Genomic DNA, 20,362 nt, shown 5'->3' with positions numbered 1-20,362 from the left:
TTGAATTCAGTTGACACCATATGGCGCATTTGAATGCCCCGGCGCGACATTCATCCGACCAGTGATATAAAGAAAACGACCCGTGCATGGCGCAGAGCGTCGATTTTTCAGGTGAAAGGTTTCAGTTGCCCCCGACAGAGCACCGTTTGCTACTGCCCAACGTTGCACAGGATGATTTGCCCAAACCACCCTTCCTGACTTTAACCTCACCCGATGGAGCAACCTGAGGCTGGGGTTCCTCCGCTTTTGCATCGGCGTGGGCCACTTTGCCCATCAATCCCTTAATGAACCCGCCGATACCACCTGTGCTGGCCACTTCGGTTTCCGCCTCGCTCAGCGCAGATTCAAGCAGCAGGTTCTGGGTGCGAATGTAAGATAATTGCGACAGTTCCTGATTTTCGAAGACTTCGCCGTTGGTGATGTCCATGACGCCTTCAGAGTTGAAGCCCGAACTACTTAGCGTGTTCGCCACCAAAGCCGCCGCATCCAGATTTTCCAGCTTTTCCTGACCCAACCTTAGCTGCGCGATTTGCATCGTTTCGTAAAGATCGTGCATTTCATCCGCTATTTCGGGCTGCCGGATCAGGGGAACTTCGATTCCCTTGCCGACAATCAGGGCCGGATGCGGCAGCAACGCGTTCAAGCCTGCGTAATCGACGCGGCCAAGAAACTCTCGGATCGTCGCATCGCTGGCATCTGCATGAAGGCGGATTACAACCTCTTGATCAAAGCCGATACGGCCTGTGAACGCGCGATAGTTGGTCTTTTTGGTATCATCCAGCAAATTTCCGGTTGTTTCGATGAAAGCGACGCCGTCAATCATCGCATACCCTTGTTCGGCCTTCATCCCATCCAGAAACGCATCCTGCGCACTCAGCGCTAATCCGGCCAAAGTGTTTCGTGCTGCTTGTGGTTTGAGGGTGATATCAAGCCAGATCAGTTCACCTTCTTTTGCGTAAACAGTGCCTGTCTCATCCAGCTTTCGAAGCGCGCCGTCTTTGCCGGCAGCGTTGAGCTGCAGCAATTCGGCTGGCCCGCTGATCGAACTGACAAGGGGCACTGGCCGCAACTCTGAAAGAACTCTGGAGACTGCCTTGGTGTCGGGCTCGGTCAAGGCATATTGCGCCCAACCCTCTGGGGGGTTCGGAAGAAAGGACTTTGCACCGGCATTCCACAACTTTTGACGTTCTCGCGCCGCTTGTTTCACTTCCCGCTCTTTTTGGCTTTGATCGAACCGCACCGAGATGGTTTCAAAATATCCGCTAAGCGAAAGCGTACCGTCCGATTTTTTGTCCTGCTGAAAATAATCTAGGCCCGCAACGACCAGACCAACTATCAACGCAAACCCAATGAACCTTAGCGCGCCCATTATGACCTCAAATTCAATTACTGCTTGTTTTCGCAATGGATAGCGGCAGAATCGGGCACCCTTGTGGCTTTGAAGCGAAATTCCCAAGGATGGGTCAATTTTATTCGTTCGGCAGAATCTTTCCTGGGTTCATGATGTTGTCGGGGTCCAGCGCCTTTTTGATAGCAGTCATATACGTGACGGCTGGCCCAAGCTCTTTGACCAGATAGGGCTGTTTGCCCTGTCCGATCCCATGTTCGCCCGTGCACGTGCCTTCCATCGAAATAGCCAGATCATTCAGCCACCCGACGAATTCGTCAGCTTTGCTGACCTCGTCCGCGTTTTCCATGTCGATCAGAAGCAAGGAATGAAAGTTGCCATCCCCGACATGCCCCACCACTGGGGCCATCAGCCCTAGCTCACGCGCTTTGTCCTGAGTCGCTGTGACGCACTCTGCCAAACGCGAGATCGGAACGCAGACGTCGGTGGAGATTCCTCGCGCGCCCGGACGCAGTTGCAAGGAAGCCCAGTACATATCATGCCGGGCCTGCCAGAGTTTATTGCGTTCCTCAGTCGTTGAGGTCGCCGCGAAATCGGTGCCGCCGAACTCTTCCGCGATCTGGTTGAAGGTATCGGACTGCTCGACCGCACCGTTTTCCGATCCGTGGAACTCGAGCAAGAGCAATGGCGTTTCAGGCAGGCTCAGCCCGGAATAGGCGTTGGCGGCCTTGACCGACATTTCATCCAGCAGCTCGATCCGCGCCACCGGAACACCGTACTGGATCGTCATCATGACGGCCTGACAGGCCGCATCCACCGACGGAAATGAACAACGGGCCGAGGTGATCGCCTCGGGGATGCCCTGCAGGCGCAAGGTAAGCTCGGTGATGATGCCCAAAGTCCCTTCGGCCCCAATCAACAGTCGGGTCAGGTCGTAACCGGCCGAGGATTTCTTGGCCCGGTGCCCGGTTCGGATAATCTGCCCATCCGGCATGACCGCCTCAAGACTAAGGACATTGTCCTTCATCGTGCCATAGCGAACCGCATTGGTTCCGGACGCCCGCGTCGCCGCCATTCCACCCATCGAAGCATTCGCGCCGGGGTCAATCGGAAAGAACAAGCCCTGATCCCGCAAATGGGTATTCAGGTCTTCGCGCGTCACACCCGGTTGTACGACGCAATCCAGATCACCAGGGTTCACAGCCAGCACCTTATTCATCTGGGTCAGGTCAACCGAGATACCACCAGCAGGGGCGTTCACGTGACCCTCCAAAGACGTACCCGTGCCAAATGCAATCACCGGTACCTTGTGCGTGGCGCAGGTTTTGACGATCTCGGATACCTCCTGCGTTGAGCACGGAAAAACCACGGCGTCCGGGGTTTGGTTTTCGATCCAGGTGGTCGTGTGACCATGCTGTTCGCGGATTGCCTGACCGGTTTGCAACCGGTCACCAAATTTCTGCTTCAGGATGCCGACAGCCGCCTCGATCCCCACTTCGTTTCGCGGCAAAGCAACTGCCTGCACCATGGTCTTCCCCTTTTAAAACGCCGGGCTATTCGCCCAGCGCGATACCTTCACGACGCGGATCAGCACCGCCGACCAGCACATCCCCGATCTCAATCGCATGCAGACCTGAGGTCAGGTCGCGCGGGTTCACTTCAAAACCCAGCTCAATCAACGCATCCGAGAACCCTTCGGCCGCGGTTCCTTCTTCCACGTCATAGGTGCCAAAACGGTTGACTAGGTGCGGTAGCGACAGGGCCTGTTGCACATCCATGTCCCAATCCGCCCAGGCGATGATCGACTTGGCAACATAGCCGATGATACGGCTACCGCCCGGCGATCCGATGGCCAGAACAGGCGCGCCGTCCTGCATCACAATTGTCGGGCTCATCGACGAACGTGGGCGTTTGCCAGGCTCCAACCGGTTGGCAATTGGAACACCGTCACTGTGCGTTTTAAACGAGAAGTCCGTCAATTCGTTGTTTAGCAGAAACCCGTTTGTCATCAGTCGTGAACCGAACCCGTTCTCAATCGTCGTCGTCATCGACAGGACGTTTCCGTACTGATCAACGATCGAGATATGCGAGGTTGAGGGTAACTCGATCGAGACATCGTCAGCCCAATTCGACGCATGATCGAACTCGGGGTTACCCGGTGCGACCTCTGTCAGGGCGGCTTCTCCGCCTAACAGAGCGCCACGGTCGGACAGATAAGATGGATCAACCAAGCCCTGTGTGGGCATGGGAACAAAATCATGATCGGCCATGTAGCGACCGCGGTCGGCAAAAGCCAGACGAGAGGCATCACCGATCAGGCGCCATGCATTGGTGTCTTCGGGGCCCATTGCAGCCAGATCATAGCCGTCCAGCATGCCCAATATCTGCCCGACGGTCAGCGCGCCTGACGATGGCGGGCCCATGCCGCAGACCTCATAGGCGCGATAGGTTGCGCACACTGGTTCACGCTCGATCACCTGATACAGCGCCAGATCAATTCCCGACAGAACGCCCGGGTTGCCTTCGGCGTTGCGTACGGTGCTGACGATGCCAGCGGCAACTTCACCACCATAAAAGCCAGCCGAGCCTTCGTCGGCCAAAATACGCAGAGTTTCGGCATAGGCCGGGTTGGTCAGGCGTTGCCCCTGCTCAAGCGGCTTACCGTCGGGCAAGAAATATTCTGCGGTTGCAGGAAAGCGCGACAGGCGTTCGGCATCCTTTTCGACCAGGCCAGCAAGGCGCGGAGATACCAGGAAGCCGTCGTTCGCCAACGCGATGCCATCGGTAAACAGGCTTGGCCAGGGACTGCGGCCCCAGCGCCGGTGTGCCTCTTCCAGCAAGGCCGGTGTCCCGGGTGTGCCCACTGACAATCCGCCGACAACCGCATCAAAGAACTTCAGCGGTTCGCCGTTTTCGTCATGGAACAGCCTGTGGTTCGCCTCAAGCGGGGCCGTTTCACGCCCATCCAATGTCGTCAGCTTGCCCGATGCAGCGTCATACCAAACCAAAAATGCACCGCCACCAAGGCCCGACGATTGCGGTTCGACCAACCCCAGCACAACCTGAACGGTGACCATTGCATCAGCCGCCGACCCGCCAGCGCGCAAAACCTTTGCGCCTGCTTCAACCGCCAATGGATTCGCAGCAGCGACCATCCAGTTTTCAGATGTGACCGGCTGCCCTGCCATCTTGGCCTCAAGCGCAGCGATCACCTCTTCGGTCAGGCCTTGCACCTGCCCCTCGGACGCGCCTTCGGGCGCAACGGCATCCGCCGTTTCCTGAGCAGTCAATGGTCCTGCCAGCACAACCGCCGACAGCAAAACTCCCGAAATCAGACTTCGTTTCATCGTATCCTCCTGAAAATATGCGTGTGTAAATTGGCACCGCCCGCATCAAAACACGGGAAACACCTGATCAAAGCATTGCGGGGACTACCTGATCCGGTGGGCGGTGACCGTCTTCGAAGGTCTTGATATTAATAATAACTTTCTCACCCATTTCGATCCGACCCTCTAACGTGGCCGACCCCATGTGGGGCAGCAGAACAACGTTCGGCAACTGTCGCAATCTTGGATTCACATCCGTCCCGTGCTCATAAACATCCAGGCCCGCGCCGGCGATTTCGCCCGAGCGTATCCGGCGTGTCAGAGCGTTTTCGTCGATCACCTCACCCCTTGAGGTATTCACGATAACGGCTGTCGGCTTCATCAATTTCAGCCGCCGTGCATTCATCAAATGGAAGGTAGACGGTGTCGACGGGCAATGGACCGAAATCACATCCATTCGCGCCACCATCTGATCGAGGCTTTCCCAGTAGGTCGCTTCCATCTCTTGTTCGATCTCGGGGCGAAGCCTGCGACGGTTGTGGTAATGTACTTGCATTCCAAATGCGCTGGCACGGCGGGCCACGGCCTGGCCGATACGCCCCATGCCAAGAACGCCCAAACGCCGCCCGCCGATACGTCCGCCCAACAAGGCATTCGGCGCCCACCCGGTCCAATCGCCCTTTTGCATGACAGACAGACCCTCGGGAATTCGACGGGTCACAGCGAGAATCAGCGCCATGGTCATATCAGCGGTATCGTCGGTCAGAACCCCCGGGGTGTTCGACACCAGAATGCCCCTCTGACGCGCGGTCGAGACATCGATATTGTCGACCCCTGCCCCATAATTCGCGATCAAGCGCAGGTTTTCACCCGCTTGCCCCAAAAGGCCACCGTCGATCGTATCGGTCACGGTTGGCACCAGAACATCGGCGGTTTTCACGGCCTCCACCAGTTCTTCACGGGTCATCGGGTTGTCATCGTCGCGCAATTGCACATCGAACAATTCGCTCAACCGGGTTTCAACCGCCTCGGGCAACCGTCGCGTAACGACAACACTCAGACGTTCTCTTGACACCTCTGCACTCCCACTGCTTTGCAAACCTTCGCGCGCCATGTCATCGTGGCGCAGGATAAGGCGGGGCACAAGAACCCCATAGGCATTGAGTCGACCTTTTTTCGAAGCAAGATCAACAGGCACAAGAGCAGACAGTAAGTGAGTGGTTTTCTACCCGTAAAACGCCTTGTTTCGGCGGCATTCGCTGTTTTCCTGACGGTGTTTGGTGGCTTGGCTGCCAGCGCGCAGGACAAGCGTGGCCAAGTCACCAACCTGCCCCTCCCACGGTTCGTTTCGATGAAAGCTGCTGAGGGCAATGTGCGCCGCGGCCCATCCCTGACTCACCGAATCGATTGGGTTTTCAAACGGCGCGGCATGCCACTGCAGATAACGGCAGAATACGGAAACTGGCGCAGAGTTCAGGACCGCGACGGAGCCGGAGGATGGGTCCACTATGCCCTGTTGTCCGGTGTTCGAACTGTGTTGGTCGACGCCGAATTGCTGACCGTTTACACAAGCCCCGATGCAAATGCGCCGATCAGCGCACAGTTTGAAACGGGCGTTGTGGCGCGCCTGGGAAGTTGTTCGCTGGACTGGTGCCAGATTTCTGCGGGCGGGTATCGCGGCTGGGCGCAGAAAACGAACCTCTGGGGCGTCGACCCTGCCGAAATCCGAGAATAACCTAGTCGGATAGGGGTGTGCGCGCGATGAAATCGCAGGTCAGCTTGACCAGTTCCGGACCAACGTCTTCTTGCAAGAAATGCCCCGCATTCGGCAAGATAACATGAGGCTGCCCTGCGGCCCCCGGGCACAGTTTCTGGAACACCGCATCAATCCCCGCCATGACCAGATCATCGGCCCCGAAAGCAGTGAGGACAGGTGTCTGAAGCCCTCGGATCACCTCCCACGCCTGCCGGTTCGGACCCGAGGACGGATCATCAGGCGTCGCTGGCACTAGCATAGGGAACTGCCGCGCCCCGGCCTTGTAACTTTCATCTGGAAAAGGCGCATCATAGGCCGCGATAACGTCTTCGGACAGTGACGATACAGTTCCGCCTTTCAGAATTCCACCGGCCGGAAATACCGGGACCTCTTGGCTAAACCTGCGCCAGTTCTCAAACGCTGCGCCCATTGGCTGATCGCCAGTTGGCAGCGCCGTGTTGGCAATCACTATGCGCGCGAACCTGTCGGGCATCTCTGCCCATAACCGCAGCCCGATCAACCCGCCCCAGTCCTGGCAAACCAGAGTGATGTTGCGCAGGTCCACCTTGCGCAGCCAATCACCCATCCAAGCCACGTGGCGTTCATAAGTGTAGTCACTTCGTTCAGTTGGTTTGTCGGATCGTCCGAACCCAATCAGGTCTGGCGCAACCGCGCGATGTCCCTGCGCGACGAATCCCGCAATCATGTGGCGGTAAAGGTAGGACCAGCTTGGCTCGCCATGCATCATCAATACGGGATCAGCCTCGGCTGGCCCTTCATCCACATAATGCATCCGCAACTGGCCGCCTTCGGTGTCATCCACCTGCGCGTAATTCGGTGCAAACGGGTATTCTGAGAGCCCGTCAAACCGGGTGTCTGGAGTACGTAGAAACTTCATTCTCTTCCCTTTCAGAGTTTCCAATCTTAGCGCCCTGCCATCAATGCGCGCATCCAGCTCTTCGCAAAACACTGGATTTCAAAACCCCGCCGTAAGATCAGGCCAATGGGCTACTCATTCCGCATACATTCTGCAGTGCTTTCCGACGACCCGATCTCAGCAAGATCGAACACCTTACCTATGAAAACAAGCCACTCTCAGATCTTCGATTAGCGCCTTCAGATTTTTTTTAATCCGCACTCATTTTTTTACCCGAAAGGTCTTGAACCCACCGATCAACAATCGTAGACAGCGCCTCACCGTTGGGGTGTAGCCAAGTGGTAAGGCAACTGTTTTTGGTACAGTGTACCGTAGGTTCGAATCCTACCACCCCAGCCATGATTTTCCCTAAAATCACGCACTGAATATTTGGCCGCATATTATCGCTTGCTTTCAGCAGGTTATCATCCGGCTATTCCAGCTGAGACCCGAGTTTATGCGCAACAATGGTCGATTTCGGGCCGCAGTCTCAGTTCGCGATTCCGGCGGTACGAGTTTGGTAACTTTGGGAGAGTCTGCAGATCAGAGCGCAGCGAACTGTTTGTGCTGATCTGACCAGATAGCAGGGAAGCCGGACTTGATCAGGTAATCCGTGGTCAGGCCGTCAGGTTGTTCGCCTGCAGCGATGGCCTCCAGGACGTCAGGCGCCAGCGTGGCCAGATCGACCACATCCTGAACTCGTCGTTTGGAAGTGCCCTCTGTCTCCGCAATTTCTGAGAACGTTCTGCCATCAATAATCATCGCCAACCACCGGCGCGCCTTAACGACGTTGCGGACAAGTGTTTGATCGATCTCAGGCGGTGAATCGCCAAGATGCAGTTTCAGCTCCACGCCTCTGCGGCGCATCCGGAATGGCGCTTCGATCGTTAGCTCCCTGGCATCGACCTGATCTACCCTGCACTCAATCATCTGTGCCAGTGCCTGGAGATCCAGTTGCACCCTCAGAGACCCCTGTTGCAAATCTGCCCGCAAAATCAGACCGAGGTATTTCCTGGCGGACTGGCAATCTCTGAGAAGCTCCGTTGCCGAAGTAATTTTGGCTGCTGGCATATCCTGCGCCATTAATGTCACGGCATTCGGTCGGCTCAGATGCTGTCTGACCACTTCGGTCAGAAGGTTTTCAAGCTGCTCTGCAGGCAGCCGCCAGGCATCAGAATGCTTCTTACTGCGATCAGTCACCAGACGTCCGGAGATGTAGTAACGCAAACGCTTCCCATTTTTGCGACTATGACTGGGTGTCAGCCGATCTCCGGTCTCATCAAAGAGCTTTCCGGCCAGCACTGATCGCTTTGCTTTCTGTTTTACGCCGCGCTCCCTTACTGCGCCATCCGTCAATAGCTGTTGCACGTGGGTCCAAATTTCCGGGGCGATGATGGCAGGGTGCTGCCCCTCATAAACCTGACCCTTGTGTCGGATGCGGCCAGAATAGATCGGATTACTGAGCAAATGATGGATGTGTCCGCGGTCAAAGCACTTACCGCCTGCCACGCGTCCGCCCGGGCGCTCCCGACGGCGCGAACGGAGACCCAGTGCCTCAGCCTGCTCTTTCACATCAAGAATGCTCCGATGCTCCAGATAGAGTTCGTAGAGCGCCTTGATGACCTCAGCTTCTTCTTCATCGATTTTGAGCGTCCGGCCGTCAGCCTGATAGCCAAGCGGAACATTCCCGCCCATCCAAAGGCCCTTACGCTTTGAAGCTGCGATCTTGTCCCGGATGCGTTCAGCGGTGACTTCCCGTTCGAACTGAGCGAAGCTCAACAGCACGTTGAGTGTCAGGCGCCCCATACTGGTAGACGTATTGAAGGACTGAGTAACGGACACAAACGATGCGTCGGCTGCGTCGAGACGTTCGACCAGTTTCGCGAAGTCCGCCAGCGAACGAGTCAGCCGATCGATCTTGTAGACAACAATCTGGTCAACACGATTTTCTTCTACAGCCTGCATCAGCCGCCGTAGCGCAGGGCGGTCAAGATGACCGCCCGAGATACCGCCATCGTCATAACAATCCAGCAGAAGCTCCCATCCCTCGTGCTTCTGGCTGGAGATGTAAGCTTCACAGGCTTCCCGCTGGGCATCCAGCGAATTGAAATCCTGCTCCAGCCCCTCCTCCGAGCTTTTCCTCGTGTAAATGGCGCAGCGGATACGTCGCATCATTGAAGCCCGAAGAAGCGCGGGCCTGACCAATGCGCTCCGGTAATGTGCTTTGCGATGGCTGACAGGGAACGCCACGTTCTACCATCCATGACGTACCCGCCTTCAGTGACTTCGACCTGATAGGTCTGTCCGTTCCACTCCCGGACCAGATGAGACCCAGGCCTGGCGGTCGTGGGCAACACTTTCCCAGCCGCAATCTGCTTCAGGCGTCGGGTGGTTTTCGCTGACACACTGCCCAGCGTTTTGTTTTGCATATCCCAGATCAGCACCCGCTTCATGAACTGTGGCGAAAGATACTTTGGGGGCAAGCGACCGAAGGCCTCACGCCATCGGTCGAGGCACGCAGCGCGATCAAGGGCGGCGATCTCTGATATCAGGATCGATACCTTTTCGTTTTGCTCCACTTTCATTGGGTGCTCTGCGCCTCGACAATTCGGTAAACCGATCCCTTGTCTGTCTCCAGTCTGTCCACAACGCATCCGGCTTTGCGCTGCGCGGATATCGCGGCGCGTGCCGTATGCGCCTGCCAACCGAAGGTCTTTTGAAGTTGTGCGATTGTGACGCCGGATTTCCGCGTGAGCATTCTGTGAAGCTGCTTATGACGGGTCAGCTTTTTGCCAAACTTTGTGGTTCTGGCCGAACTTTGCGCTACCGCATTTCGTGTAGTCATCGTGTTTCTCCACTCTGCGAGCAAAGGTCCATCCCTCGCCCCGTACTGAGTGGAGCCCGGTGATCCCGGGCGAATGCGACACAGACAGTACCGCTCTGAACCGCCAGGAAGTCCAGTCCAGTTGTAAAAAATGTTCTCGCCTCACTAGATCGCAGGGCACAGGCTTCTGTGTCTGCTTTCCGCTCTTAAGCAGTCATCTGAGTAAAATGCTCGGATGTCAGCCCCGAGCCCGGAGTAGACATAGTCAACGCCGACGCTCGCAGGTGCTGCAACTCCCGCTTACCGAGACCATCAGCCACACTGCAGAAAGAAAAGCTGCCGTTCGTTACGCCCTCAGAAATTGTCCCGCCACCGGTGTTTGACTGGGCGACTATGCAATCTTTGGCTGCAATTCCGGCAATCCGGCACTGAAAATGTCAGTCGCGCGGAACGCACCAAGGTTCTCGTACTTCTCTCTTTCAGCAGAGATCGCTGCCGAATGCATTGCAGTGAAGGCGAGAAATGCAGGACCTTTGTCGGAGCTGAGGAATAGCCCGTGCTGTAACCTCAATTGAATTTCGCAAAACAGATGTTGGAAGGCTAACCAATCTCTAACTAGGTTCGTTGAGCGCCGAACGCCGCGAGCCGTACGTTTTAACACGCCATATCAGAGAGTTGGTTAGCGTCCTTTTGGGAGGCACCACTCGCTAGTGCATAGAGTTTGGCAGGAACAGCACCAGTGTTGGTACAAGTACCAACACGGCCAAGCGGATGATGTCGACGACCCAGAATGGCGTGACGCCTTTGAAGATCGTTGCTGTCGACACGTTCCCAACAACGCCTTTGAGGACAAAGACATTCAATCCGACCGGTGGTGTAATCAGGCTGATTTCGGTGACGACGACAACAATGATGCCGAACCAGACCGGATCAAAGCCTAGGCTCGTGACCAGTGGAAAAAAGATCGGCACAGTCAGCAATAGCATCGAAAGGCTTTCGAAAACACATCCGAGGATGACATAGACGCCAAGGATCATCAGCATTACCGTCATTGGCCCCAGACCCGCAGAGGAAACCGTGGCGCGCAGCGCTTCCGGCAGGCCGGCAAGGTTCACAAAGTTTGAAAACACCCAGGCGCCGATCAGAACAGTAAACAGAGCGGCGGTCGTCTGGGCGGTTTCGATCAAGACCTGCATCGTTGCAGCAAAGCTGAGTCTGCGCCGCGAAAAAGCGATCAGAAAGGCTCCTGCCGCGCCCATACCTGCCGCCTCGGTCGGGGAAAATGTCAAATTCAGTGGCCAGAAGTCCAAAACTCCGTACAACCCGCCGATTACAATGAAGAACAACAGAAGTACCGCCCACACGCCTTTCAAAGCCTTGGCACGATCAACCCAGCTCGCGCGATCCCCGGCGGGGCCGGCCTCTGGGTTGCGCAGGATCGTGTAGCGCACTGCCGCAAGGTAAAGAACGACCCCGAGCAATCCCGGGATGATACCGGCGATGAACAATTTTCCGATGCTGGTTTCGGTCAGCAAACCATAGATAACAAGAATGACAGAGGGCGGTATAAGAATCCCCAACGTGCCCCCGGCGGCGATGGATGCCGTCGACAGGCTGTCAGCATAATTGTATTTGCGCATTTGAGGCATCGCGACTTTTGACATCGTGGCAGCAGTCGCCAGGGACGAGCCGCAGATGGCCGAAAATCCGGCACAAGCAACGATTGTCGCCATTGCCAGCCCACCTCGAAAGTGACCCATAAAGGCGTAAGATACCTGATACAATTCGCGCGACAGTCCGCCCTTATTCACGAAAAGCCCCATCAGGATGAACAGTGGGACAACCGACAGCCCGTAGTCCTGTGCGGTGTCTATGATCAACCGACCGACCATAGAAATCGAGGCACGAAACCCGCGCAGTTCAGCATAGCCGACAAACCCCACAAACCCCATTGCTATCGCAATCGGCATCCGCAGGAACACAAGGAAAAGGACCGCAGCCAGGCCAAGGATGGAAAACAGCATCAGAAGTTTGCCTTTGTTGGGGAAATTACTCGCGCGACGGCACGGGCAATGAAGGTGATTGCAGTGACAAGGGTGAAAACGGAGATGAACCAACCGACATAGTGTTGTGGTAGGTTGAGGTATTCGCTGACATCGCCGTATTCGCGCGCACGTTCGGCAAGTTCCCAGACCCGCTTTGCGGGCCACAACAGAAAGATTCCGCACGCAAGATCAATTACAAAGTCGCGCAGGGCCGCAAGGCGACGGGAAAATAGCGGGTCCATAAGATCAACCACGATGTTCGCGCCTTTCCAACTGACGATAGGCAGAGACGAAAACACGATGATGGCCATGAACAGTCGCGTTAATTCGGTTGCCGATTCAATCGGGTTGCCAAACAGGCTGCGCAAAACGACATCTGCAAATGTCATCGACATCAACAGGAACAAGATACCGGCCGCAAACCATGTCGGGGCAACGGCGATATAGCGCCAGGGACTTGTTTGTCGCAGCGACATGTCCCAGTTTTGCGCTGGATTTGAGGTTTGGTCATCTTGTTCAGTCATGATGGTGGGTCCACTGTATGAAACAAGGCCCAATGAAGGGCCTTGTTGTTGGTGTTTTGAAACGCTGAACGTGCGGTCAGGTCACTCGGCGGACATCTGCTCGACGATAAAGGCATGCGCGGCAACTGCATCGACGCCCTTTGCACTGACCTCGGAGAGGACCTTTTCAATCAGCGGTCCTGTAAGTGCCTGCCACTTGGCCGCATCGTCAGCCGAGGCCTGTGTCAGTGCATTGTCGGAATTCGCGTGCAGCGATTCGATGCCAGCCGCATCGATCTGGTCCCAGGCTTTGCCCGCAGCGCGTGACAAGTTTTCGCCAAATACCTTATCCAGTGCAGCGCGATCGGCATCAGACAGCCTGTCGAATGTGTCCTGGTTCATGATGATGGCGAAAGATCCACGATAGAACCCGCCCGGAACTTCGTAAGAGTTTTTGGCAACTTCGAACAGTTTGAAGCTCTTCTTCGCCTCCATCGGCATCATCACACCGTCTGCGGCATTCGATTCCAATGTTTCATAGACTTTTGGAGCGGGCACACGGATGCCCGTTGCCCCCAGTGCAGCCCCGACATCGCCAGACACGCCGCCACCTAGTCGCAACTTCATTCCAGAAATGTCTTCAAGCGCGGTGATCTGCACGTTCGAATGCAGTACGCCCGGGCCATGGGTCATCATCGCCAGAACCTTGACGCCCTTGTGCTCATTCAAATCGGCAAAGAATGTGTCATACGCCCGCCAGCTTGCGACCGACGCGGCCTCGGCGTTACCCTCGTAGCCCGGAAGTTCGATCATTTTCGTCGACACGAAGCGGCCAGGCGAATAGCCGTGGAAGATCCAGGTGATATCGGCCGCACCGTCAAGCACCAGGTCGAATTGCGCCGGAGGGCTGCCCAGACCATATTTGACTTCGGCACTGACCCGCCCGTCGGTGGCCTCTTCGATCATTTTGGTTAGCTCAGGCCAGATCATGGCGTTGACGCCATGCGTTGGCGGGGCCCAAGACGAAATCGTCAGTGTGGTGTCAGCGGCCTGCGCTGCCATGGATGCAATCGACATCGCGCCGGCGGCAAGACCTGTGATCAAAGTATGTTTCATGATGTGTGTTTCCTCCCATTTCTTGGCGAAATTCTAGCGCTTCAGAGCACAAAAAAAATATGCTCTTGCGTCCAGCTGTCCGCGTGGCGGACACTTAGCGTTTTGAAGCGCGCCATATGCCCACAGACGCCGTTAAGGCCGACCCGAAATTTCAAGGGTTTCATATTCGGTGGCGATGTTCGCCGCAGCAAACTGCAAAGCGTCGGCATAACGCTTGATCGCCTGATCCATGTTCATGGCCTTGGTGACCCAGATAATCGACAAGCAGCCGACCGCGCGATCATCAGTTAGGATAGGCACGGCCAGGCTGGATGTTTTGGGCCTGAATGTGTGTGGGCCACGGGTGGCGTATCCCTGTTCGGCATAGATCGTCAGGTTTTCCTCCAGCCATCTTTTTCTGAGGAACGGCATGTCTTCGGGAAGGTTTTCGGCGCGCAATAACTCGATAATCATCTCCAGCTCGCGCGAACCACAGACCGAAAGATAGGCCCGCCCCGCTGACGAGCGCAGAATGGGCAGGGAAAAGCCGACCATCCCTGGGTCCACCGACAACGGGCTGCGGCCATGGGTCGATTCCTGGATCACCATATGGGCGTCTTCATAGGTGGAAAGATCGGCTGGCCAGGCGTGGGTTTCGGTGAATTCCGCCATAACTGGTGCCGCCACCTGACAAAGGCGCGAGCGCACCGACACATTGTCTCCCAATGCCGCGGCCAAAGGCGACACACGCACCCGGGCATCGCTGGCGGAACAGAGGACATAGCCCTCTTCTTCCAGCGTGTGCAGCAAGCGATAAACCGTTGGGCGAGGCAAACCCAGCTCTGACGCGATTTCACCCGGACGGGTTGCGCCGGCCCGGTTGAGATATCGCAGGATATTCAATCCACGCGCAAGCGCGCGGACAGTTTCAGAGTTTGCCGCCATTTATCCATCACGATCAGGGGGGCGTTCTGTCCGCCCATGATGCAGTTTCACCCGGCCACAACCGACTGGTCAATAGCGCCGAACACGCTGGTGCCGTCGTGGTCCAGCATCTCGAACCGGATTGTGTCGCCGGGTTGCATGAACCGGGTTGTCGGCTCGCCATCGCGAATTGTTTCAATCATACGCTTTTCAGCCAGACAGGATGAACCCACCTCTTGGTGGTTTTCATTGCTGACAGTGCCCGACCCGATGATCGTGCCGGCCGATAGGTCGCGGGTACGCGCGGCGTGGGCGATCAGCTCGGGAAACTCAAAGTTCAGATCCGCGCCCGCGTCGACGCATCCGAATTCGTCACCGTTGTAAGTCGTGACTAGTGACAGGTTGATGCGCCCACCAGTCCAGGCCTCTCCCAGCTCGTCGGGGGTTACGCACACGGGCGAGAAGGAACTTGCGGGTTTCGACTGGAAGAAGCCAAATCCTTTAACCAGTTCTGGGCGCATGACATGGCGCAGGCTTACATCGTTGCACAGCATGATCAGTTTGATATGCGATCTGGCCTGCTTGGCCGTGCATCCCATCGGCACGTCATCTGTGACCACGGCAATTTCGCCCTCGAAATCCAGACCCCAATCGGTATCGACGCAGGGGATTGGGTCGACCGGTCCAAGAAACCCGTCGCCACCACCTTGATAGAGCAACGGGTCGGATTCCGAATTTGCAGGCATGTCAACGCCGCGCGCCTTGCGTACAAGCCGCATATGGCTGAGATAGGCGCTACCGTCCGCCCACTGGAACGCTCGCGGCAACGGTGAGGCCAGTGCCGCCGGATCATACGACATGGAATCGACGACGCCGTCCTCGAGTTGTTTTTCAAGGTTGCGCAGGGCAGGCTCGGCGGTCTGCCAGTCTTCGATCGCTTCGCGCAGTGTGGGTGCCACGGATGTGGCCAAAGTCAAACGGGAAAGATCACGGGACACAACGACCAGCGTGCCGTCGCGCCCGCCAGTTTTCAGGGAAGCAAGTTTCATTTTACGGGCTCTCTTTCTATGATGGTTTTGTAAGGGGTTGGCAGGCTCATAGCTGCAATTGCTTTGATGTCTGTCTGAGTCATGGCGCTAGCGGCGATGTATCGGTCAGGGCGCAGCAGAACGGCATTTGCCCCAATTTCGTCCAACGCATCTGCAAAGGCAGGATGCGCTTCTCCATCAAGAACGCGCATGGCTGGCACGACATCACGGGGCAGTTTGTGACGCACCACAAGCACTGGTGCATACCCGATGGCATCATCAAGCCGCTGACCGTCACTGAGTGTCGGCTGGCTGAACAGGTGCCCGGTGTGCGGCGTGTTGCCAACCACGAGGCTGGCCAAATCACTGCGACCAAGTGGGGGCGAGGTGAACTCCATGCGAGCCTTTCCGTCGCAATCAGCTTCTGTTCGTGCCAGCGCGGTGTCGCGATCCATCGTATTGATCAAACCACCTAAGCGCACCGCCGTTTCGATGAACGTGCGCACGTGGGGCGCGCGCTCGGCTTGATAGCTGTCCAGCAAGTCAATTCCGGTTTCGCCATTGACGCAAAGCGCCAGTTTCCACGCCAGATTGGCGGCGTCACGGATCCCCGCGCACATGCCTTGACCCATAAAAGGCGGTGTCAGATGTGCGGCATCTCCGGCGATCATCAATCGACCTTTGCGCCAGTTCTGCGCGATTGCAGATCGAAACGTGTAGACCGCGCTCCGTTCCAGATCCGCATCCTCGGGGCCAATCCAGGGCGCAAGAAAATCCCATATGCGCGCGGTTTGCAAAACCTCGTCGTCGGTTTCGTCATCTAGAACCGTGATTTCCCACCGCCGCCGGTTTTCCGGGCTTCGGCAATAGGTCATTGGACGATCAGGGTTGCTGAACTGAACCGTGTGATCACCCAGATCGGGGCGGTCCCTCTTAAGCAATAGGTCCACGACCAACCAACGTTCGTCAAACCCCAGATCGTCCATGCCAGAACCGATGGCTTCACGCAGCAAAGATCGAGCACCGTCACAGCCGACAACGAAATTGGCCTTAACCATTGTGCTGTGCTCGTCGCCAGCTTTGCGACAGTACAAAGTAACCTCTTCGCCCTGATCCTCGACGCTAACAACCTCAGTTTCTGTCAGAATCATCGCAGTGTCGCGGCTGGTCAGTTTGTCACGCAACAGCTTCTCAAGGTCAGGTTGGTGAAGGCGATAACTTGAATGCCACCCCTGCGGTCCAATCCCTTGCGGACGGGGCCAGTCCATCAGCAGATTTCTTTGTTGATCGACAAAGCGCATACCCGGATTGACCCGCACTTTTTCATTCAGCTGCTCGGCTACGCCTGCGGCCTGAAAAACCCGCATGGTTTCACCGTCAAAGTGCACAGCCCGGGGGAGATGATAAATCGCCGCCTCGCGCTCGATGACAGCCACACTCACACCGCATTCGGCGAGCAGATTGGCCAGCGTCGCACCAGTTGGCCCATAGCCGACAATGGCGACATCAAAATGTTTGGTAATCTGTGCCATCAGGTTCCCCTCTCTCAGCCACGCCCACGGGTTTCATATAGCCATGGGCAATCGACTACGGGCGGCGCGCGCAACCCGTCCTCAGCGGCCTTGAGCCGCATGTCGACAAAAGGTTCCCGCCCTGACTCGGACAAGTAAAGACGGTCGTGACCCCAGAAACTGGGGCCGCACTTTGTTTCATGTGGCTCCCAGGTCGCGGGGTCGATCACGCGCCCACCCCATCCGTTTTCGACAAAGAAACCCGAGGGGCTGTTGGCGTAGAAGCTGGTCATGTAGTCATTGGTATGGCGCCCCAGCGTATAGGCAATGCCATCCTCTTCCTGGCAGGCTAGGTCATAACCCTGACCAACGTCATCAAGGTTGTGATATTCGACCATGAAGTGGTGAAACCCCGAATTGCCCGAGCCAACTATGGCAAAGCTGTGATGACGCCCGTTGACGTGGAAAAAGTAGAGCGGCACTGGTTTCAGACCATAGTCACTGACGGCAAATCCCAGCACATCGCGATAGAACGGTAATAGAGCCGTCGCATCGGGCACGTGCAACACCGCATGCCCCATTCCAAGCGGGCCGGTTTTAAAGCCGTCGATCGGCCGCCCCGGCGTAAAGGGGTCTTCGGCTTTTTGTGGGTTCCACACCAGTTCGATCCGGTTTCCCGCAGGATCGTGAAATACGATCAGGTCTTCGACAAACCTGCGGTCTGCCAATTCACGGCTTCCCTGCCCAACCTTATGTCCCGCATTGTCCAGCCGGGCGGCGTAATCTTGCAGGTCTGATTTCTGCGAAAGTTCCCAGCCGATGAAGGCAAGCGTTTCGCCGGGTTCATCGGATATCACCAGGCGCTGCACCAAATCATCCATCCGGAAAGAAAGTTGGCGCCCGCCGTGATCAGCGAGTTGCATGGCAAGTACTTTACTTGCGAATTGCTTCCAGTCATCCGTCCGGTCGGATCGCACACCAAGATAGCCCAAAGATTGAATTGGCATTTCATTTCCTTCCACAGCTGCGCAACCAAACTAGAAAGAGACGGTACCGGAGAGAACTTCTGTCCGGCTCAGTGTCCGCCAGGCGGACAAGGTGTGCTCGTGGAGCGCCTTTGAAAACAGCGTTGTTTTTTGCGCAGATTGCATCTTTGCACGCAGCCTTGATCCGAAAAAATGGATCATTTCCGGTTTCTGACACCACGCTGGATTGGGGCGTGGACATGCTGCCGCCGAAACGGACCAATTTGCCCACGCGTCCGCTGTTCTCTGGCAATGGATGCTGCACGATGCATGAACGGCTGCTCTTGTGAAACTGCACCACAGCGTTTGACAGAGTTCATAAGGTCGTGAATGGGCCTATGGCGACAGAAGGCACGGTTTTGCGAATGACCGTTTTGTCCCGCAAGTAGGTCATCGAACGCAAAAGGAATAAGGTCTGCTATCCAGAGGAGCGGCCGTTCGCGTCTAGACGTTTGAACACTCGGTTTAAGTTGAGATGACGGACGGCTGCTGCCGTCTGCCAAATCCTCAAAGATCGATCTTCTCTGCAATGCTCAATGCATCGTCGAGTTCGATTCCAAGATACCTAACCGTGCTATCTACTTTTGTATGTCCGAGCAGAAGCTGGACGGCCCGAAGGTTAGGTGCGCTGGTAAATGCGATCAACCAACGCCCTTCTCCATGGTTTTGGCGCCAGTTTGACAGCATCACCGCAAGGCGGATTATCTCGGGACTGGTTTTGAAGTACTTGAAGGAGGCAGGTCTGGTCATGGACAAAAGTTACGCAACCGTCCTGCCCCGCTCAAGCAAAGTTGTTCTGACACGACCGACCTCTCATTCATTTCTTCTCGAACCAGTAAATGCCATCCCAATCAGAGGCCGGTGGTTTAGACGCAAACCTTTTGCATCTTTTGGCAAAGATATCCACAAGCTGCTTGTTGGAAGCGGTTTCTCGATGCCTTTCCAGCGCGTCCAATGCATCACCCCATTCTCCCGACTGATATAAGGCGTAGCATGAGCTCCATTCTTCGAGTTCGCGTTTCTTGGCTGCGCTCACCAGAAAACCACCGTCATCATCTTTTTCCGCGATTAGTTCAAAGATGCGGCTAGGGAAGCTAGTTCCAGCAGGCACGACAAAGTCAATTTCGCGCAGCACAAACTTGTTCTCGACATGAACGGCCACATCTGACGATACGAGAATTCTTGTGCCGTAAACTTTATTCAACCCTTCCAGTCTGGAAGCAAAATTAACGGCAGCACCAAGCGCAGTGTATTGCAATCTTGAGAGAGACCCAACGTTACCGACAACTACGCGACCCGTGTGTAGGCCGAAACGTGTGTGCAAGGGACGAAACGGTAAGGCTCCGTTATCAGAATTGAGTATCGCCTCAGCCTGTAAACACGCCAAAGCTGCTCGGCAAGCATGGACAGGGTGATCAGTATCATCGAGCGGAGCATTCCATAGAGCCATGATGGCATCTCCAATGTACTTGTCCACTGTACCCTGATTACCGGATATCTCTTTTTCCATTGTTTCGAAATACTCGGACAAAGCAGGCATCAGAACTTCGGGTTCAAGTCCCTCGGTTTGGCGCGTAAACCCTTTGAGATCGGCGAACATAAGAGTCACGTCGCGCGTTTCTCCCCCAACGCTAATTCTCTCTGCTTTTGAAAGGATAGAGCGCACCAGCTCCTTTGGTACGAACGCACCGAAACTCGACAATCCAGCCTTCATACTTGCAATGGCTGTTTCGAGTTCGGCGACTTCCTGAATATTTGATTTCAGGTTCAAGTTCTCACTTAGTTCAAAGTTACTGACTTTTCTCGCTTCCGTGGCCACGCGTACAAGATTTTTGCTCAACAGTCGGGCGACAACAAAGGTAAATGCGACAGCCAGAAACAAAGCAAGTACGCCGATTTGCATGGCACGGGTCGTGTTTCGTTTTATTTCTCCGATAAACTCATCTTCCGGCACTATAAGCCCGAGCGTAGGTTGGGCACCGAAGTGTCTGACGTCAGCACCAATGGGACAGTTTAAGTAGATTTGATAAGAGAGGGTTTCTGGCTCATCGTAACCGCCAA

Annotated in this window: 17 protein-coding genes, 1 tRNA gene and 2 pseudogenes; 2 read left to right on the top strand and 18 right to left on the bottom strand. The window is 55.9% G+C overall.

Annotated features, from left to right (window positions below; translation table 11 throughout):
• Positions 1-121: 121 nt before the first annotated feature.
• The 4 genes from AC2FI9_RS20710 to AC2FI9_RS20695 all read right to left on the bottom strand — a co-directional run bounded on the left by AC2FI9_RS20710 (position 122) and on the right by AC2FI9_RS20695 (position 5,749).
• Complete coding sequence (locus tag AC2FI9_RS20710) at positions 122-1,369, bottom strand: hypothetical protein (RefSeq protein WP_496770355.1); 1,248 nt, start codon at positions 1,367-1,369, stop codon at positions 122-124.
• A gap of 100 nt (positions 1,370-1,469) precedes the next feature.
• A complete protein-coding gene (locus tag AC2FI9_RS20705) occupies positions 1,470-2,876 on the bottom strand; it encodes an FAD-binding oxidoreductase (protein WP_496770353.1) in 1,407 nt (468 codons plus the stop codon).
• 25 nt (positions 2,877-2,901) lie between these two features.
• The gene (gene ggt / locus AC2FI9_RS20700; RefSeq protein ID WP_496770351.1) at positions 2,902-4,695 is read right to left on the bottom strand and encodes a gamma-glutamyltransferase; all 1,794 of its coding nucleotides are present in this window, start codon (positions 4,693-4,695) and stop codon (positions 2,902-2,904) included.
• Between the two features lie 67 nt (positions 4,696-4,762).
• The gene (locus AC2FI9_RS20695; RefSeq protein ID WP_496734208.1) at positions 4,763-5,749 is read right to left on the bottom strand and encodes a 2-hydroxyacid dehydrogenase; all 987 of its coding nucleotides are present in this window, start codon (positions 5,747-5,749) and stop codon (positions 4,763-4,765) included.
• 138 nt (positions 5,750-5,887) lie between these two features.
• Between AC2FI9_RS20695 and AC2FI9_RS20690 the strand changes: the two genes are divergently transcribed.
• Positions 5,888-6,409: an SH3 domain-containing protein gene (locus tag AC2FI9_RS20690; RefSeq protein ID WP_496725537.1), complete on the top strand. Its 522-nt coding sequence runs from the start codon at positions 5,888-5,890 to the stop codon at positions 6,407-6,409.
• Position 6,410: 1 nt separating this feature from the next.
• On the opposite strand, the gene AC2FI9_RS20685 is transcribed toward AC2FI9_RS20690, so the two are convergent.
• Positions 6,411-7,328 carry a haloalkane dehalogenase gene (locus tag AC2FI9_RS20685; RefSeq protein ID WP_496770349.1) on the bottom strand — a complete coding sequence of 306 codons (918 nt, stop codon included), beginning with the start codon at positions 7,326-7,328 and terminating at the stop codon, positions 6,411-6,413.
• Positions 7,329-7,631: 303 nt separating this feature from the next.
• On the opposite strand from AC2FI9_RS20685, the gene AC2FI9_RS20680 reads away from it, so the two are divergent.
• A tRNA-Gln gene (locus tag AC2FI9_RS20680) sits at positions 7,632-7,706 on the top strand.
• A 183-nt stretch (positions 7,707-7,889) separates the two neighbouring features.
• Here AC2FI9_RS20680 and AC2FI9_RS20675 read toward each other — a convergent pair.
• The 13 genes and pseudogenes from AC2FI9_RS20675 to AC2FI9_RS20615 all read right to left on the bottom strand — a co-directional run.
• Positions 7,890-9,518, bottom strand: coding sequence for a recombinase family protein (locus AC2FI9_RS20675; protein ID WP_496770347.1), 1,629 nt, complete (start codon positions 9,516-9,518; stop codon positions 7,890-7,892).
• Complete coding sequence (locus AC2FI9_RS20670; RefSeq protein ID WP_496770345.1) at positions 9,518-9,931, bottom strand: DUF2924 domain-containing protein; 414 nt, start codon at positions 9,929-9,931, stop codon at positions 9,518-9,520. Before AC2FI9_RS20670 ends, AC2FI9_RS20675 begins: the two co-directional genes overlap by 1 nt.
• On the bottom strand, positions 9,928-10,191 hold the full coding sequence (locus tag AC2FI9_RS20665) for a DUF3489 domain-containing protein (RefSeq protein ID WP_058279925.1): 264 nt from the start codon (positions 10,189-10,191) through the stop codon (positions 9,928-9,930). The genes AC2FI9_RS20670 and AC2FI9_RS20665 overlap by 4 nt, the downstream gene beginning before the upstream one ends.
• Positions 10,192-10,877: 686 nt before the next feature.
• The gene (locus AC2FI9_RS20660; protein WP_299353548.1) at positions 10,878-12,194 is read right to left on the bottom strand and encodes a TRAP transporter large permease; all 1,317 of its coding nucleotides are present in this window, start codon (positions 12,192-12,194) and stop codon (positions 10,878-10,880) included.
• The gene (locus AC2FI9_RS20655; RefSeq protein ID WP_299353551.1) at positions 12,194-12,739 is read right to left on the bottom strand and encodes a TRAP transporter small permease; all 546 of its coding nucleotides are present in this window, start codon (positions 12,737-12,739) and stop codon (positions 12,194-12,196) included. Before AC2FI9_RS20655 ends, AC2FI9_RS20660 begins: the two co-directional genes overlap by 1 nt.
• A gap of 81 nt (positions 12,740-12,820) precedes the next feature.
• Positions 12,821-13,834 (bottom strand): TRAP transporter substrate-binding protein, encoded by a 1,014-nt coding sequence (locus AC2FI9_RS20650; RefSeq protein ID WP_299353554.1) that lies wholly within the window; start codon positions 13,832-13,834, stop codon positions 12,821-12,823.
• Between the two features lie 132 nt (positions 13,835-13,966).
• Positions 13,967-14,758, bottom strand: coding sequence for a DNA-binding transcriptional regulator (locus AC2FI9_RS20645; protein ID WP_299353557.1), 792 nt, complete (start codon positions 14,756-14,758; stop codon positions 13,967-13,969).
• Between the two features lie 47 nt (positions 14,759-14,805).
• A complete protein-coding gene (locus tag AC2FI9_RS20640) occupies positions 14,806-15,786 on the bottom strand; it encodes a fumarylacetoacetate hydrolase family protein (RefSeq protein WP_299353559.1) in 981 nt (326 codons plus the stop codon).
• Positions 15,783-17,297, bottom strand: coding sequence for a bifunctional 3-(3-hydroxy-phenyl)propionate/3-hydroxycinnamic acid hydroxylase MhpA (gene mhpA / locus AC2FI9_RS20635; protein ID WP_299353562.1), 1,515 nt, complete (start codon positions 17,295-17,297; stop codon positions 15,783-15,785). Before mhpA ends, AC2FI9_RS20640 begins: the two co-directional genes overlap by 4 nt.
• A 14-nt stretch (positions 17,298-17,311) precedes the next feature.
• Complete coding sequence (locus AC2FI9_RS20630) at positions 17,312-18,283, bottom strand: VOC family protein (RefSeq protein ID WP_481668174.1); 972 nt, start codon at positions 18,281-18,283, stop codon at positions 17,312-17,314.
• Positions 18,284-18,808: 525 nt separating this feature from the next.
• Positions 18,809-18,938 (bottom strand): annotated as a pseudogene (locus AC2FI9_RS20625) (integrase); the annotation flags it as partial.
• A 44-nt stretch (positions 18,939-18,982) separates the two neighbouring features.
• Positions 18,983-19,057 (bottom strand): annotated as a pseudogene (locus AC2FI9_RS20620) (IS6 family transposase); the annotation flags it as partial.
• A 61-nt stretch (positions 19,058-19,118) separates the two neighbouring features.
• A partial coding sequence (locus AC2FI9_RS20615) for an adenylate/guanylate cyclase domain-containing protein (RefSeq protein WP_496770330.1) occupies positions 19,119-20,362 on the bottom strand: 1,244 nt, incomplete at its 5' end.

It is taken from the genome of Ruegeria sp. CDSA246 (genome assembly GCF_059611225.1).
The sequence above is the reverse complement of the archived record's forward strand: the minus strand, read 5'-3'. Positions and strand labels throughout refer to the sequence as shown.